The sequence below is a fragment of the Pseudomonas sp. C9 genome, from assembly GCF_002000165.1.
GTDB lineage: Bacteria > Pseudomonadota > Gammaproteobacteria > Pseudomonadales > Pseudomonadaceae > Aquipseudomonas.
Window position 1 is genome coordinate 1,357,987 of record NZ_MPAK01000001.1, and the last position, 14,980, is coordinate 1,372,966.

Below are 14,980 nucleotides of genomic sequence, written 5' to 3' on the forward strand. Positions count from 1 at the left end.
CAACTTACATAAATACCACTGAAACCTTAGTGCGCAACCGCCCCACTCGCCCCCAACCCAGTCTGCGAACGAACAAACTGCGGGAAGAACAGCGCACGCTCATTGTCAGCTGCGGTCGATTTGTCAGTAACCGAGAAGAACCAGATACCGACAAACGCAATCGCCATCGAGAACAGTGCAGGGTACTCATACGGGAAGATCGCCTTCTCGTGATGCAGGATCTGCACCCAAATGGTTGGCCCAAGCACCATCAAGCCCACAGCGCTGACCAGCCCCAACCAGCCGCCAATCATCGCACCGCGCGTGGTCAGCTTCTTCCAGTACATGGAAAGCAGCAGCACCGGGAAGTTACAGCTCGCCGCGATGGAGAACGCCAGGCCCACCATGAAGGCGATGTTCTGGCTTTCGAACAGAATGCCCAGGCCGATCGCCAACACACCGAGTGCGATGGTGGTGATTTTCGAGACGCGGATTTCATCCTTGTCGTTAGCCTTGCCCTTCTTGATCACACTGGCGTACAGGTCGTGAGATACCGCAGTAGCACCGGCCAGAGTCAAACCAGCCACTACAGCCAGAATGGTTGCAAACGCGACCGCCGAGATAAAGCCCAGGAAAATACTGCCACCCACCGCGTTGGCCAGGTGCACCGCCGCCATGTTGTTACCGCCCAACAGTGCGCCAGCCGCATCTTTAAAGGCCGGGTTGGTGCTGACCAGCAAGATCGCGCCGAAGCCGATGATGAAGGTCAGGATGTAGAAGTAACCAATGAAGCCGGTTGCGTACAGCACGCTCTTGCGAGCTTCTTTCGCGTCACTCACGGTGAAGAAGCGCATCAGAATGTGCGGCAGGCCAGCGGTACCGAACATCAGCGCAAGCCCTAAGGAGAATGCCGAGATCGGGTCTTTCACGAGGCCGCCTGGGCTCATGATCGCTTCACCTTTAGGGTGAACCTTGATCGCCTCGGAAAACAGCGTGCTGAAGTCGAAGTTGACGTGCTTCATCACCATCAGTGCCATGAACGAGGCACCGGACAGCAGCAGCACAGCCTTGATGATCTGAACCCATGTGGTCGCCAGCATGCCGCCAAACAACACATACAGGCACATCAGGATGCCGACCAGAATCACCGCAACGTAGTAGTCGAGACCGAACAGCAGCTGGATCAGCTTGCCGGCACCCACCATTTGCGCGATCAGGTAGAACGCCACCACCACCAGCGAGCCGCAAGCAGACAGCGTGCGGATCTGGGTCTGCCCCAGGCGATAGGACGCCACGTCGGCAAAGGTGTATTTACCCAGGTTACGCAGGCGCTCGGCGATCAGGAACAGAATGATCGGCCAGCCTACCAGGAAGCCGATCGAGTAGATCAGGCCGTCGTAGCCGGAGGTGAATACCAGGGCGGAAATCCCCAGGAAGGACGCCGCGGACATGTAGTCACCGGCAATCGCCAGACCGTTCTGGAAACCGGTGATCTTGCCGCCCGCCGCATAATAGTCGGCAGCAGAATTATTGCGCTTGGAAGCCCAATAGGTGATGCACAGGGTCAAACCGACAAACGCCACGAACATCAAAATGGCGGAAACGTTGAGCGGTTGTTTATGCACTTCGCCGGTCAGGGCTTCACCCGCCCAAACGGCCGGGGCAAAGGCTGCGATGCTCAATAGAGCCATTAGACGCCGGATCATTGCTGAGCCTCCTTGAGAATCGCATTGTTCAGGTCGTCGAATTCGCCATTGGCGCGTCGTACGTAGATTGCAGTCAGGACAAAGGCCGAGACTATCAGCCCGACACCAATGGGTATCCCCCAGGTAATCGAAGACTCAGGGCTGATTTTCGCCCCCAGCAGCTGCGGCCCGTAAGCAATCAAAAGGATGAATCCGGAGTAAAGCCCAAGCATGATTGCCGAAAGAATCCAGGCGAATCGCTCCCTCTTGCTGACCAGCTCCTTGAAGCGCGGGCTGTTTTGAATCGAGAGGTAAATGCTGTCGTTCATTGTTTTTATCCTCGCAGCACAGATTATTGTTAGAACGTTATCCACTCTATGCGGCTGCGGAACAGGTTCCAGACGACCTTAGTATTAGAACGACATGACAGAATCGTCATTTTCCAGCAGACACTAAACAATGTGGGAGCGAGCTTGCTCGCGATAGCGGCGTGTCAGTCAACATCAATATCGACTGATACACCGCTATCGCGAGCAAGCTCGCTCCCACAGAGAAACGCAAAAGGCCGCTTGGCGGTTATGCCAAGCGGCCTTCAGAAGTGCTGACCAGACGCGTCAACTCAAATCATTTGGTCCAGTCGGCAACACGTTCCGGGTGTTTGGCCACCCAATCCTTCGCCGCGGCTTCCGGCTTTGCACCATCCTGGATTGCCAGCATGACTTCGCCGATTTCATCTTTCGACGCCCACTGGAAGTTCTTCAGGAACTTGGCCACTTCCGGTGCCTTGGTGGCGAGTTCTTTGCTGCCGATGCTGTTTACGGTTTCAGCGGCGCCATAAACGCCTTTCGGATCTTCCAGGAAGCGCAGTTTCCACTTGGCAAACATCCAGTGCGGCACCCATCCGGTCACGGCGATGGATTCGTTTTTCTTCTCGGCACGGGTCAGCTCGGCAATCATGCCGGCGCCGGAGCTGGCCTTGAGTTGATACCCGGTCAGGTCGTAGTCCTTGATTGCCTGTTCGGTCTTGAGCATCACGCCTGAACCGGCGTCGATGCCGACAATGCGGTTTTTGAAGCTGTCGTCGGTTTTCAGATCGCCGACGGTTTTGGCTTTGACGTACTCCGGCACGATCAGGCCGATTTTTGCGTCTTTGAAGTTCGGACCGTAATCGACGACCTGATCCTTGTTCTTGGTCCAGTAATCACCGTGTGTTACCGGCAACCAGGCCGACAGCATGGCATCGAGTTTGCCCGTGGCCACACCCTGCCACATGATCCCGGTCGCGACGGCTTGCAGTTTCACGTCATAACCCAGTTTCTGTTTGATCACTTCAGCCGCTACGTGGGTCGTCGCGACGCTGTCGGACCAACCGTCAACGTAACCGATGCTCAGGGTCTTGCTCTCGGCATTGGCCATGGTGGAGCCAATCGCAAGCACCAGAGCGGCACCTGCACCTAAAAGTCGTCGCATCTTCATCGTTACTTCCCCGAAAGTGCTGCGCTCGACGGATGCCGAGTCGCGTCAACGTATTGTTATGGTGCACAGCGCCCTCATCACGCCCACCGCAAACTCGTTCGAACATCAGCGTGATTTATCTATGAGAGCACTGATGCTTCGATAATCAACCTCGCGACAATAGCGACCTGCTCTGCCAGCGACATCAAGGCATCGAGAAACGACATCAGAACGCCATTAATCTTGAGCGGCGCAAACGCCTCGACCGCTCCGCCCGAACTTTGCATGTCAAAACCATGCAGGCCACCTGAGCCGGGAGAAATGCAGGTAACATGCGCGGCTTTGCTCTCAGACGGCCTGACCATGCCCGCGACATCACGCTTTCCTTTTTTTGCTTACCTGTTCGCCTGTCTGCTGGGGTTGTTTGCCTTCGGCGGCTTTTGGTACGGCCTCGGCAAACCGGTGATTCTGCCGGACGTGGCCAGCGCGACACACAAACTGCAATGCGCCTCCTACACCCCGTTCGACAAAGATCAATCGCCGTTCGATGTGCCGTTCAAATTGCGCCCGGAGCGCATGGACGCCGACCTCGCGCTGCTGGCCAAAAGCTTCGAATGCATCCGCACCTATTCCATGACCGGCCTAGAGGCCCTGCCCGACCTGGCGCGCAAACATGGCTTGAAACTGATGATCGGCGCCTGGGTCAACAGCAACCCGGTGGACACCGAGAAAGAAGTCGACCTGCTGATCGCCTCGGCCAATGCCAACGCCGACGTGGTGACCTCGGTCATCGTCGGCAATGAAACCTTGCTGCGCAAAGAAGTCACCGGCGCGCAGCTGGCCAGGCTTATCAACAAGGTCAAAAGTCAGGTCAAGCAGCCGGTCACTTACGCCGACGTCTGGGAGTTCTGGCTCAAGCACCCGGAAATAGCCCCGGCGGTGGACTTCCTGACCATCCACTTACTGCCGTACTGGGAAGATGATCCCTCGAACATCGATGCGGCCCTGCAACATGTGGCCGAAGTGCGTCAGGTGTTCGGCAACAAGTTCGCGCCCAAAGACGTGATGATTGGCGAAACCGGTTGGCCGAGCGAAGGCCGTCAACGGGAAACAGCCCTGCCGAGCCGGGTCAATGAAGCCAAGTTCATTCGCGGTTTTGTCGTGATGGCAGAACAGCATGGCTGGCATTACAACCTGATCGAAGCCTTCGACCAGCCATGGAAACGTGCCAGCGAAGGTGCGGTCGGTGGCTACTGGGGATTGTTTGACGCTGATCGCCAGGACAAGGGCGTGCTCGCAGGCCCGGTGTCGAACGTGCCGTACTGGTCGCAGTGGCTGGCGGTGGGCGTGGTAATTTTTTTCGGCACGTTGATGCTTGGCGGTCGCGTTCGCAGCACTCGCGCCGCGTTGGTACTGCCACTGCTCGGCGCACTGGCGGCTTGTTCGATTGGCGCGTGGGGTGATCTGGCTCGCGTCACCACACGGTTTGCCAGCGAATGGCTGTGGGTGGCGCTGCTGACGGCGTTGAATTTGCTGGTGTTGACCCATGCCGCACTGACGCTGAGCGCCCGCACGGGTTGGCGTGAGCGCGCCTTCAATGCGCTGGAGCGCCGGGCTGGCTGGTTACTCGCGGCGGCAGGATTTGCCGCCGCGGTGATGATGCTGGAACTGGTGTTCGATCCGCGCTATCGCAGCTTCCCGAGTGTCGCGTTCATCCTGCCGGCGTTGGTTTACCTGTGCCGCCCGGTGAGCGTGCCACGTCGCGAGATTGCGTTGCTGACCTTCATCATCGGGGCTGGCATTGCGCCGCAGTTGTTCCGTGAAGGTTTACACAACCAGCAAGCCTGGGGCTGGGCGCTGGTGAGCGGGCTGATGGTTGCAGCGTTATGGCGCAGTTTGCGGGTTCGCAACAGGTAAACGTCAGCGAAGCTTCTGGCCTCATCGCGGGCAAGCCACGCTCCCACAGGACTCTGCAGCGAATGCAGCATTTGTGTACAACAAAATCCCTGTGGGAGCGGGCTTGCCCGCGATGACGATTTATCAGGCGCTACGAGACGCCCGAACCAACCGCAAACCCGCAATCACCACCGCAAAAACAGCCAGCGTCGTGTTGTACAACGCCAGTGCCGGGAACCCGAACACCAGCGCCAGCACCGCCAGCCACCACCCTGCCCGGCCCGGCAACACGAAGCCAAGCACCGCTGCCGAAATCGCCGCCCAGCCCAGCACGTTGAAGTGAATCATCAAGCCCAGATTCGAACGCACCCCACATTCCCAGCGGTTAGCCTCGTCCACGCAGATGCCCACCCACTGCCCATCCTCCATGAAGCCATAACGCGCGCCGTAACTGGCGGCCAGCCATAAAGGCAGCAAAACGAGCAGCAAAAACACGGGCAGACGGCGGGACATGAAACACTCCAATAGGGGAAAACGGCGGCCAGCTTAATCCCCCGACAGCGGTATGCAAACGCGAGCAACAGATAATTGGTAAGGAAACCGCTGCAAAGTGTATCGTCCAGCTACTATTACCCAAAAATAAGCCTCTTTGGTGCCGATGCGTGGCACTTTGGCGCAATACAAGTGGTCTTAGCCTGCGAACTTTATTCAGCACCTTCTTCTAAGGGATCTAGTCATGCTCCGTTCCTTGCGCTTCGCCGCCCTGTTTTGCGGCCTTATATTGAGTGCGTCCGCACTGGCAGTCGATATCGACGCCGCCAGTTATGGCTACCCCTTGACCAACCCGTTCGAGGCGACCATCGCAACGACACCTCCGGACCTGCGTCCGGAATTGCCGCTGGACGACGACATCAATCAGCGGGATGAAACCATCACGCTACGCCCGGAGCGCGCCTTCGAATTGCCAGACAACTTCTGGGCCGTGAAGAAGCTGACCTACCGCATCGCCACGCAAGATAAAGCCGCACCGCTGATCTTCCTGATTGCCGGCACCGGTGCCCGTTATGACAGCACCCTCAACGAATATCTGAAAAAGCTCTACTACCAGGCCGGCTATCACGTGGTGCAACTCTCGTCGCCGACCAGTTTCGACTTCATCGCCGCCGCCTCTCGCTTCGCCACCCCCGGCATTACCAAGGAAGATGCCGAAGACATGTATCGAGTGATGCAGGCCGTGCGGGCACAAAACCCGAATCTGCCGGTCACCGATTACTACCTGACCGGTTACAGCCTGGGCGCCCTCGACGCGGCGTTTGTCGCGCATCTGGACGAAACCCGCCGCAGTTTCAACTTCAAGAAAGTCTTGCTGCTCAACCCGCCAGTCAACCTGTACACCTCGATCACCAACCTGGACAAACTGGTCCAGACAGAGGTCAAGGGCATCACCAGCAGCACTACGTTTTATGAGCTGGTGCTGAACAAGCTGACCCGCTACTTCCAGCAGAAAGGCTACATCGACCTCAACGATGCCCTGCTCTACGACTTCCAGCAGTCCAAGCAACACCTGACCAACGAACAGATGGCCATGCTGATCGGCACTTCATTCCGTTTCTCGGCTGCCGACATTGCCTTCACCTCGGACCTGATCAACCGTCGCGGCCTGATTACGCCGCCGAAATTCCCGATCACCGAAGGCACCAGCCTCACGCCGTTTCTCAAGCGTGCGCTGCAATGCGACTTCGACTGCTACATCACCGAACAGGTCATTCCGATGTGGCGTGCCCGCACTGACGGCGGCAGCCTGCTGCAACTGATCGACCAGGTCAGCCTGTATGCGCTCAAGGACTACCTGCACGACAGCCCGAAAATCGCTGTGATGCACAACGCCGACGACGTGATCCTGGGCCCGGGCGACCTCGGTTTCCTGCGCAAGACCTTCGGCGATCGCTTGACCGTTTATCCACTCGGCGGCCATTGCGGCAACCTTAACTACCGCGTCAACAGCGACGCCATGCTGGAGTTCTTCCGTGGCTAAATATCTCCTGCTTATCGCTGCGTTACTCTGTGCAGGCGTCGCCAATGCCGACAACAGCAAAGCCAACGCCCCCGTCGTGATCGACAATGACGGCTTCAAGGAGCCGCTGAGCAAACTCAAGTTCAACCCCGGGCTGGACCAGCGCGAGTTCGAACGCTCGACGCTCAATGCACTGGCCGTCTATGACCCGCTGGAAGAGTGGAACCGCCGGGTGTATCACTTCAACTACCGCTTCGACCAATGGGTGTTCCTGCCCGTGGTCGACGGCTATCGCTACGTCACGCCAAGCTTCCTGCGTACCGGCGTGAGCAACTTCTTCAACAACCTCGGCGACGTGCCAAACCTGGTGAACAGCCTGCTGCAACTCAAGGGCAAGCGTTCGATGGAAACGTCTGCGCGCCTGCTGCTCAACACCACCATCGGCATTGCCGGCTTGTGGGACCCGGCCACCGCCATGGGCCTGCCGCGCCAGAACGAAGACTTCGGCCAGACCCTGGGCTTCTACGGTGTACCAGGCGGCGCCTACTTCGTCTTGCCAATTCTCGGGCCGTCCAACATCCGCGACACCGGCGGCCTGGCTGTCGATTTCACCGTAGAGTCGGCGATCAACTACCTGAACGTCTCCGAAGTCAGCTCCAATCATCCTGAAGTGTGGATCCTGCGCGGCATCGACAAACGCAACCAGACCCGCTTCCGCTATGGCCAGCTGAACTCGCCGTTCGAGTACGAGAAAGTGCGTTACGTGTATACCGAGTCACGTAAGTTGCAGATCGCCGAGTAATTCCGGCGGCAACAAAAAAGGCCATTCGATGCGAGTCGAATGGCCTTTTTACATTCCCGCCGCACGACAATCCCCCTGTAGGAGTGAGCCTGCTCGCGATGACATCAGCACAGTCAAAATCTCTACTGACTGACCCACCGCAATCGTCGGAACGCCGCCCGGAGCCGGCTCACGCCTACAGGACAGTGTTCGGCTTTAGCCTTTCAGCGCTTTCCAGATTTTGCTGGCTACCAGCACACCCGCCAACACCACCGCGCCGGCCACAATCCCCGCGACCCCATTGAGCAAGGTCGGCACGATAAACCCGGCGCCACCGGCCGCTGCGCCAACACCTTCAATCCAGTGATGAATCACCGGCACCCCGTGAGTCAGGATCCCGCCGCCGACGAGGAACATCGCCGCCGTCCCGATCACCGACAGGCTTTTCATCATGTACGGTGCCGCTCGCAGTATTCCGCCGCCGATGCTTTTGGCCATCTGGCCGGGCTTTTGGGTCAACCACAAACCGAGGTCGTCGAGTTTGACGATGCCGGCGACCAGGCCATAGACGCCGACGGTCATGACGATGGCAATCCCCGAGAGCACGATCACTTGCTGGGTCAGCGAGGCACCCGCCACGGTGCCCAACGTGATGGCGATGATTTCTGCCGACAGGATGAAGTCGGTGCGGACCGCGCCCTTGATCTTGTCCTGTTCGTAAGCCACCAGATCGACCGCCGGATCGGCAACAGCCTCGACCAGCTCTGCATGTTCAGCCTGATCCTCGGCCTTGCTGTGCAAAAATTTGTGGGCAAGTTTCTCGAAGCCTTCGAAACACAGGTACGCGCCGCCGACCATCAACAGCGGTGTGACCAGCCACGGAATGAACGCGCTGATGGCCAACGCCGACGGCACCAGGATCAGTTTGTTGCGAAACGAGCCCTTGGCGACCGCCCAAACCACCGGGATTTCCCGCTCGGCCCGCACGCCGCTGACCTGCTGGGCATTGAGCGCCAGATCGTCGCCCAGTACACCGGCGGTCTTCTTGGCGGCCATTTTGGTCATCAATGCCACATCGTCGAGCACAGCGGCGATGTCATCGATCAGCACCAGCAAACTGCTTCCTGCCATGAATCAGGTTTCCTTCTTGAATGAATGCTGCGCAGCATAGCGCGGCCGAGTGCCACACGGGGCATTCTTGAGCGGCGCGCGAGGCCGGTGATACCATGCGCAACCGCCAGAACAGGCAAGGAACCCCCTGGTTTATGAGCACTATCCGCGAGCGCAACAAAGAACTGATCCTGCGTGCCGCCAGTGAAGAATTTGCCGACAAGGGCTTCGCTGCGACCAAAACCAGCGACATCGCAGCCAAGGCGGGATTGCCCAAGCCCAACGTCTACTACTACTTCAAATCCAAGGAAAACCTCTACCGCGAGGTCCTGGAAAGTATCATCGAGCCGATTCTGCAGGCCTCGACACCGTTCAACCCTGAAGGTGTGCCCAGCGAAGTGCTGAGCGGCTACATCCGCTCGAAAATCCGCATCTCCCGCGACCTGCCTTTCGCTTCCAAGGTGTTCGCCAGCGAAATCATGCACGGCGCCCCGCACCTGAGCGCCGACCTGGTCGAACAGCTCAACAGCCAGGCCAAGCACAACATCGACTGCATCCAAACCTGGATCGACCGCGGCCAAATCGCCGCCATCGACCCCAACCACCTGATGTTCAGCATCTGGGCCGCAACCCAGACCTATGCCGACTTTGACTGGCAGATCACCGCCATCACCGGCAAAGCCAAACTGGATGAGGCCGATTATGAAGCAGCGGCGCAGACGATTATCCGGTTGGTGCTCAAGGGGTGTGAGCCGGATCGGTAGACCGCGTTGTCCCCATCGCGAGCAGGCGCACTCCTACACGGGCTGTCGGCGTACGCAAAATAGGTGAACACCGCTAATCCGTGTGGGAGCGGGCTTGCCCGCGATGGCTGCAACTCGGTACTTGATCAGACCCAAATCGCATCCCACAACGGATAGTCGCCCAGTCGTTCTACCAACCTCGCCCGCAATGGATTGGCCACAACATACCGCGCCATCTTCACCAAATCCTCATCTCGCCTTAACGCCCGGTCGTGATACCCCTGCTGCCAAAGCGGCCCTTTCCTGTTACTGAAAAGGTTTACGTCTCGAGCAATCAATGACTTGGTTTGACGCATCAAATTGCTGAGCGAACACTTCTGCAGCTCGACCAGCCAGTGAAAGTGGTCAGGCATAACGACCCAGGCCAGCGAGTTTACGAAACCCAGTTTTTGAGCCTGACGGAATTGGTGAACCACCAATCGGCCCAAAGCGAAATCGGTAAAAACCGGTTCTCGGTCAAGGGTATTGGTGGTCAGTAAGTAGATTCGATTGGGTTCGGCGTAGCGACCTGTTCGCAGGCGATGTGAAGAAGGTACATCGGGCATTCCTTTGCCACTCTCGTGATGAAGTCATGAAAAGGCTAGACCCGGAATTGGCAGCGGGCGGTACAGACCTTTAGCAGGATGTGTCTGATAGAGAGCCATCGCGGGCAAGCCCGCTCCCACAGTGTTTGATGGCGTACGCAAAAATGTGAGCACCTCCAATTCCTGTGGGAGCGGGCTTGCCCGCGATGGCAATTACTCAAACGCTACAGATCAAGCAGTAACCCCAGCATCCGCCGTCAACCCCAACGCCTCGATCGCACTAATCGCGCACTGTTCATCAACATCCGACAGATCCCCGCTGATGCCGACCGCCCCCAGCACGTTCCCTGCCAGATCGCGAATCAGCACACCACCCGGTGCCGGCACGATGCTGCCCTGCCCCAGGCTGTTCAACGCCGCGATAAACGCCGGGCGTTGTTGTGCGTCCAGCGCCAGCAGACGCGAGCCTTTGCCCAGGGCGATGGCGCCCCAGGCCTTACCGATGGCGACCTGCGGGCGTAGCAGGCTGGCGCCGTCTTCGCGTTGCAGGGTGATCAGGTGCCCGCCGGCATCCAGTACTGCAATGGTCAATGGAGCTGCAGAGATTGCACGCCCGGCAGAGATGGCCTGATCGATCAGGTTGACTGCGACTTTCAAGGTTAAAGCGCTCATGGTGCCGTCCTCATTTTGTTTTTCGGAAAGCCGTTGGGCTGCGCCGTTGTGCCGCAGTCCGATGCAACAAATAGAACACAATGAATTATTTTTTTGTATACAATAATTATCGAAAAGCGCCACATGCGACGAAAAGCCACACGTTAAAGGGCTTCCGACGAATGAAACAGTCGCTTGAGAAAATGGATTGACCTGCGCCGTCCGCCGTGAATACACTCTGCGCAAAGCCACTTGTATACAATTACAAAACGTAAGAGGCACAAAACCATGAGCAAAATGAGAGCAATCGAAGCCGCCGTTCTGGTGATGCGCCGTGAAGGGGTTGATACCGCTTTTGGCATCCCGGGTGCTGCAATCAACCCGCTGTACTCCGCCCTGCAGAAGGTCGGTGGCATCGATCACGTCCTCGCTCGCCACGTTGAAGGCGCCTCGCACATGGCCGAGGGCTACACCCGCACCAAGGCCGGCAACATCGGCGTGTGCATCGGTACTTCCGGCCCTGCCGGTACCGACATGGTCACCGGGCTCTACAGCGCCTCGGCCGACTCGATTCCAATCCTTTGCATTACTGGCCAGGCACCCCGCGCCCGTATGCACAAGGAAGACTTCCAGGCTGTCGACATCACCACCATCGTCAAGCCAGTGACCAAGTGGGCAACCACCGTCATGGAACCGGGCCAGGTGCCTTATGCGTTCCAGAAAGCCTTCTACGAAATGCGCTCCGGCCGTCCAGGCCCGGTGTTGATCGACCTGCCGTTCGACGTGCAGATGGCCGAGATCGAATTCGACATCGACGCTTACCAACCACTGCCGCTCGCCAAGCCCACCGCTAACCGCGTGCAAATCGAGAAGGCCCTGGCCATGCTCGATCAGGCTGAACGCCCATTGCTGGTTGCCGGTGGCGGCATCATTAATGCGGACGCCAGCGAGTTGCTGGTCGAGTTCGCCGAACTGACCGGCATCCCTGTCATTCCAACCCTGATGGGCTGGGGCACCATCCCGGACGATCACCCGTTGATGGTGGGCATGGTCGGCCTGCAAACCTCGCACCGTTACGGCAACGCGACGATGCTCAAATCCGACCTGGTACTGGGCGTCGGCAACCGTTGGGCCAACCGCCACACCGGCTCGATCGACGTGTACACCGAAGGCCGCAAGTTCATTCACGTTGATATCGAACCGACGCAGATCGGCCGCGTGTTCAACCCGGACCTGGGCATCGTTTCTGACGCCGCAGCCGCGCTGACCGTGTTCATTGAAGTCGCTCGTGAATGGCAAGCCGCCGGCAAGCTGAAAAACCGCAGCGCCTGGCTGCAAGACTGCCAGCAGCGCAAAGCCAGCCTGCAGCGCAAGACTCACTTCGACAACGTGCCGGTCAAGCCGCAGCGCGTCTACGAAGAAATGAACCAGGTGTTCGGCAAAGACACCTGCTACGTCAGCACCATTGGCCTGTCGCAGATTGCCGGCGCGCAGTTCCTGCACGTCTACAAGCCGCGTCACTGGATCAACTGCGGTCAGGCAGGTCCCTTGGGCTGGACCATTCCGGCGGCACTGGGCGTGGTCAAGGCGGATCCGACCCGTAAGGTCGTGGCGCTGTCGGGCGACTATGATTTCCAGTTCATGATCGAAGAGCTGGCAGTCGGCGCGCAGTTCAAACTGCCGTACATCCATGTTGTGGTAAACAACTCGTACCTGGGGCTGATTCGTCAGGCTCAGCGCGGTTTCGACATGGACTACTGCGTGCAGCTGTCCTTCGATAACCTGAACGCTCCGGAACTCAACGGTTACGGTGTCGATCACGTCGCAGTGGCCGAAGGCCTGGGCTGCAAGGCATTGCGCGTGTTTGAACCAAGCCAGATCCAGCCTGCCCTGCGCAAGGCTCAGGAACTGATCGAAGAGTTCAAGGTGCCGGTGATTGTCGAGATTATTCTGGAGCGCGTGACCAACATTTCCATGGGCACCGAGATCAACGCCGTCAACGAATTCGAAGACCTGGCGCTGGTCGGCAACGATGCGCCAACGGCGATTTCGTTGCTTGATTAAGAAGACCTGATACCTGTAGCAGCTGCCGAGGCACGAGGCTGCGTTGCGTGTCCGCAGGACCGCCCTCGGGGGCCGCTTCGCAGCCCAACGCAGCCTCGTGCCTCGGCAGCGGCTACAGGCAACTATTTTTACAGGAGACCACCATGCCGCGTTTCGCAGCCAACCTGTCCATGCTGTTCACAGAGCAGGATTTTCTTGCCCGTTTCGAAGCGGCCGCCAAGGCCGGCTTCAGTGGTGTCGAATACCTGTTCCCATACGACTTCAGCTCTGCCGAGATCAAGGCCAAGCTGGATGCCAACGGTCTGACCCAAGTGCTGTTCAACCTGCCGGCCGGTGACTGGGCCAAGGGCGAACGCGGTATCGCTTGCCTGCCGGATCGGGTTGAAGAGTTCCGCGCCGGTGTCGACCTCGCCATTGCTTACGCGCAAGTGCTGGGCAACACCCAGGTCAACTGCCTGGCCGGTATTCGCCCACAAGGCGTGGACGATGTCACCGTGGAAAAAACCTTCGTCGCCAACCTCAAATACGCAGCAGACAAGCTGCAAGCGGTGGGCATCAAACTGGTGATGGAAGCGATCAACACTCGCGACATCCCGGGTTTCTACCTGAACAACACCGCGCAAGCCCTGTCGATTCGCGAACAGGTCGGCAGCGCCAATCTGTTCCTGCAATACGACATCTACCACATGCAAATCATGGAGGGTGACCTGGCCCGCACCATGGCCACGCACCTGGGCGAGATCAACCACATCCAGTTGGCCGACAACCCTGGGCGCAACGAACCGGGCACCGGTGAAATCAACTACCGCTTCCTGTTCGAACACCTTGACCGCATCGGTTATCAGGGTTGGGTGGGTTGCGAATACAAGCCGCTGACCACCACTGAAGCTGGCCTGGGCTGGCTGAAAACCCATAACGCGATCTGACACCGATCCCTGTAGGAGTGAGCCTGCTCGCGATGAAATCACCTTGGTACACCTGATGTACCGCAGCGGCTGAATCGCGAGCAGGCTCACTCCTACAAAAAGCTACGCCCCCTATTTGCTTGAGCAAGACAAAAACAAGAGGATTTTCTCATGGCTAAAATCGGATTTATCGGCACCGGCATCATGGGCCACCCAATGGCGTTGAACCTGCAGAAAGCCGGCCACAGCCTGTTCCTGTCGGCGCACCACGACGCTGCCCCTGCCGACTTGGTTGCTGGCGGCGCCGTTGCTCTGGCGAACCCGAAAGAAGTCGCACAAGAAGCCGAATTCATCATCGTCATGGTGCCGGATACCCCCCAGGTCGATGACGTGCTGTTCCGCGCCGACGGCGTTGCAGCCGGTGTTGGCAAAGGCAAAGTCGTCATCGACATGAGCTCGATCTCGCCTACTGCCACCAAGGCTTTCGCCGCCAAAATCAATGAAAAAGGCGCCCAGTACCTCGACGCACCAGTGTCCGGCGGTGAAGTCGGCGCCAAGGCGGCGAGCCTGAGCATCATGGTCGGCGGCGATGCCGATGCTTTCGAACGCGCCCTGCCGCTGTTCCAGGCCATGGGCAAGAACATCACCCTGGTCGGTGGCAACGGCGACGGTCAAACCGCGAAAGTGGCGAACCAGATCATCGTGGCGCTGAACATTCAGGCGGTGGCTGAAGCCCTGCTGTTCGCTTCGAAGAACGGTGCTGATCCAGCCAAGGTGCGTGAAGCACTGATGGGCGGTTTCGCCTCCTCGAAGATCCTCGAAGTACACGGCGAGCGCATGATCAAAGGCACCTTCGATCCGGGTTTCCGCATCAGCCTGCACCAGAAGGACCTGAATCTGGCCCTGCAAGGGGCCAAGGAACTGAACATCAACCTGCCGAACACCGCCAACACCCAGCAAGTGTTCAGCACCTGCGCAGCCATTGGTGGCAGCAATTGGGACCACTCGGCGCTGATCAAGGGCCTGGAGCACATGGCGAATTTCTCGATTCGCGATAAGTAAGCCCTGCGCTACAGAGGGCCTGACTGGCCCTCTGTAGGAGCAAGGCTTGCC

General features: G+C 58.5%; 15 protein-coding genes. 7 read left to right on the top strand and 8 right to left on the bottom strand.

Annotated features, from left to right (window positions below; translation table 11 throughout):
* Positions 1–26 precede the first annotated feature (26 nt).
* The 4 genes from BMS17_RS06430 to BMS17_RS06445 all read right to left on the bottom strand — a co-directional run bounded on the left by BMS17_RS06430 (position 27) and on the right by BMS17_RS06445 (position 3,406).
* On the bottom strand, positions 27–1,685 hold the full coding sequence (locus BMS17_RS06430) for a cation acetate symporter (protein ID WP_046032885.1): 1,659 nt from the start codon (positions 1,683–1,685) through the stop codon (positions 27–29).
* The gene (locus BMS17_RS06435; protein ID WP_046032884.1) at positions 1,682–1,993 is read right to left on the bottom strand and encodes a DUF485 domain-containing protein; all 312 of its coding nucleotides are present in this window, start codon (positions 1,991–1,993) and stop codon (positions 1,682–1,684) included. The genes BMS17_RS06430 and BMS17_RS06435 overlap by 4 nt, the downstream gene beginning before the upstream one ends.
* A gap of 295 nt (positions 1,994–2,288) precedes the next feature.
* A complete protein-coding gene (locus BMS17_RS06440; RefSeq protein ID WP_046032883.1) occupies positions 2,289–3,140 on the bottom strand; it encodes a glycine betaine ABC transporter substrate-binding protein in 852 nt (283 codons plus the stop codon).
* A gap of 119 nt (positions 3,141–3,259) precedes the next feature.
* On the bottom strand, positions 3,260–3,406 hold the full coding sequence (locus tag BMS17_RS06445; RefSeq protein ID WP_256577147.1) for a hypothetical protein: 147 nt from the start codon (positions 3,404–3,406) through the stop codon (positions 3,260–3,262).
* A 34-nt stretch (positions 3,407–3,440) separates the two neighbouring features.
* On the opposite strand from BMS17_RS06445, the gene BMS17_RS06450 reads away from it, so the two are divergent.
* Entirely contained in the window at positions 3,441–5,036 is a 1,596-nt protein-coding gene (locus tag BMS17_RS06450; RefSeq protein WP_077430645.1) for a beta (1-6) glucans synthase, read from the top strand.
* Between the two features lie 123 nt (positions 5,037–5,159).
* Here BMS17_RS06450 and BMS17_RS06455 read toward each other — a convergent pair whose 3' ends face one another.
* Positions 5,160–5,528: a hypothetical protein gene (locus BMS17_RS06455; protein ID WP_046032881.1), complete on the bottom strand. Its 369-nt coding sequence runs from the start codon at positions 5,526–5,528 to the stop codon at positions 5,160–5,162.
* Positions 5,529–5,751: 223 nt separating this feature from the next.
* On the opposite strand from BMS17_RS06455, the gene BMS17_RS06460 reads away from it, so the two are divergent.
* The gene (locus BMS17_RS06460) at positions 5,752–7,050 is read left to right on the top strand and encodes a serine/threonine protein kinase (protein WP_046032880.1); all 1,299 of its coding nucleotides are present in this window, start codon (positions 5,752–5,754) and stop codon (positions 7,048–7,050) included.
* Complete coding sequence (locus BMS17_RS06465) at positions 7,043–7,831, top strand: VacJ family lipoprotein (RefSeq protein ID WP_046032879.1); 789 nt, start codon at positions 7,043–7,045, stop codon at positions 7,829–7,831. Before BMS17_RS06460 ends, BMS17_RS06465 begins: the two co-directional genes overlap by 8 nt.
* A 195-nt stretch (positions 7,832–8,026) precedes the next feature.
* Here BMS17_RS06465 and BMS17_RS06470 read toward each other — a convergent pair whose 3' ends face one another.
* Positions 8,027–8,941, bottom strand: coding sequence for a DUF808 domain-containing protein (locus BMS17_RS06470; protein WP_077430646.1), 915 nt, complete (start codon positions 8,939–8,941; stop codon positions 8,027–8,029).
* A gap of 134 nt (positions 8,942–9,075) precedes the next feature.
* Here BMS17_RS06470 and BMS17_RS06475 point away from each other — a divergent pair, with 134 nt between their 5' ends.
* Entirely contained in the window at positions 9,076–9,684 is a 609-nt protein-coding gene (locus tag BMS17_RS06475; RefSeq protein WP_046032877.1) for a TetR/AcrR family transcriptional regulator, read from the top strand.
* A gap of 125 nt (positions 9,685–9,809) precedes the next feature.
* On the opposite strand, the gene BMS17_RS06480 is transcribed toward BMS17_RS06475, so the two are convergent.
* Positions 9,810–10,268, bottom strand: coding sequence for a transposase (locus BMS17_RS06480; protein WP_077430647.1), 459 nt, complete (start codon positions 10,266–10,268; stop codon positions 9,810–9,812).
* A gap of 210 nt (positions 10,269–10,478) precedes the next feature.
* Positions 10,479–10,919, bottom strand: coding sequence for a heme-binding protein (locus BMS17_RS06485; RefSeq protein WP_046032875.1), 441 nt, complete (start codon positions 10,917–10,919; stop codon positions 10,479–10,481).
* A 267-nt stretch (positions 10,920–11,186) separates the two neighbouring features.
* On the opposite strand from BMS17_RS06485, the gene gcl reads away from it, so the two are divergent.
* From gcl to BMS17_RS06500, 3 genes are all read left to right on the top strand, one after another.
* Complete coding sequence (gene gcl, locus BMS17_RS06490) at positions 11,187–12,962, top strand: glyoxylate carboligase (RefSeq protein ID WP_077430648.1); 1,776 nt, start codon at positions 11,187–11,189, stop codon at positions 12,960–12,962.
* Positions 12,963–13,105: 143 nt separating this feature from the next.
* The gene (gene hyi, locus BMS17_RS06495) at positions 13,106–13,888 is read left to right on the top strand and encodes a hydroxypyruvate isomerase (protein ID WP_077430649.1); all 783 of its coding nucleotides are present in this window, start codon (positions 13,106–13,108) and stop codon (positions 13,886–13,888) included.
* Between the two features lie 150 nt (positions 13,889–14,038).
* Complete coding sequence (locus BMS17_RS06500) at positions 14,039–14,929, top strand: 2-hydroxy-3-oxopropionate reductase (protein ID WP_077430650.1); 891 nt, start codon at positions 14,039–14,041, stop codon at positions 14,927–14,929.
* Positions 14,930–14,980 lie beyond the last annotated feature (51 nt).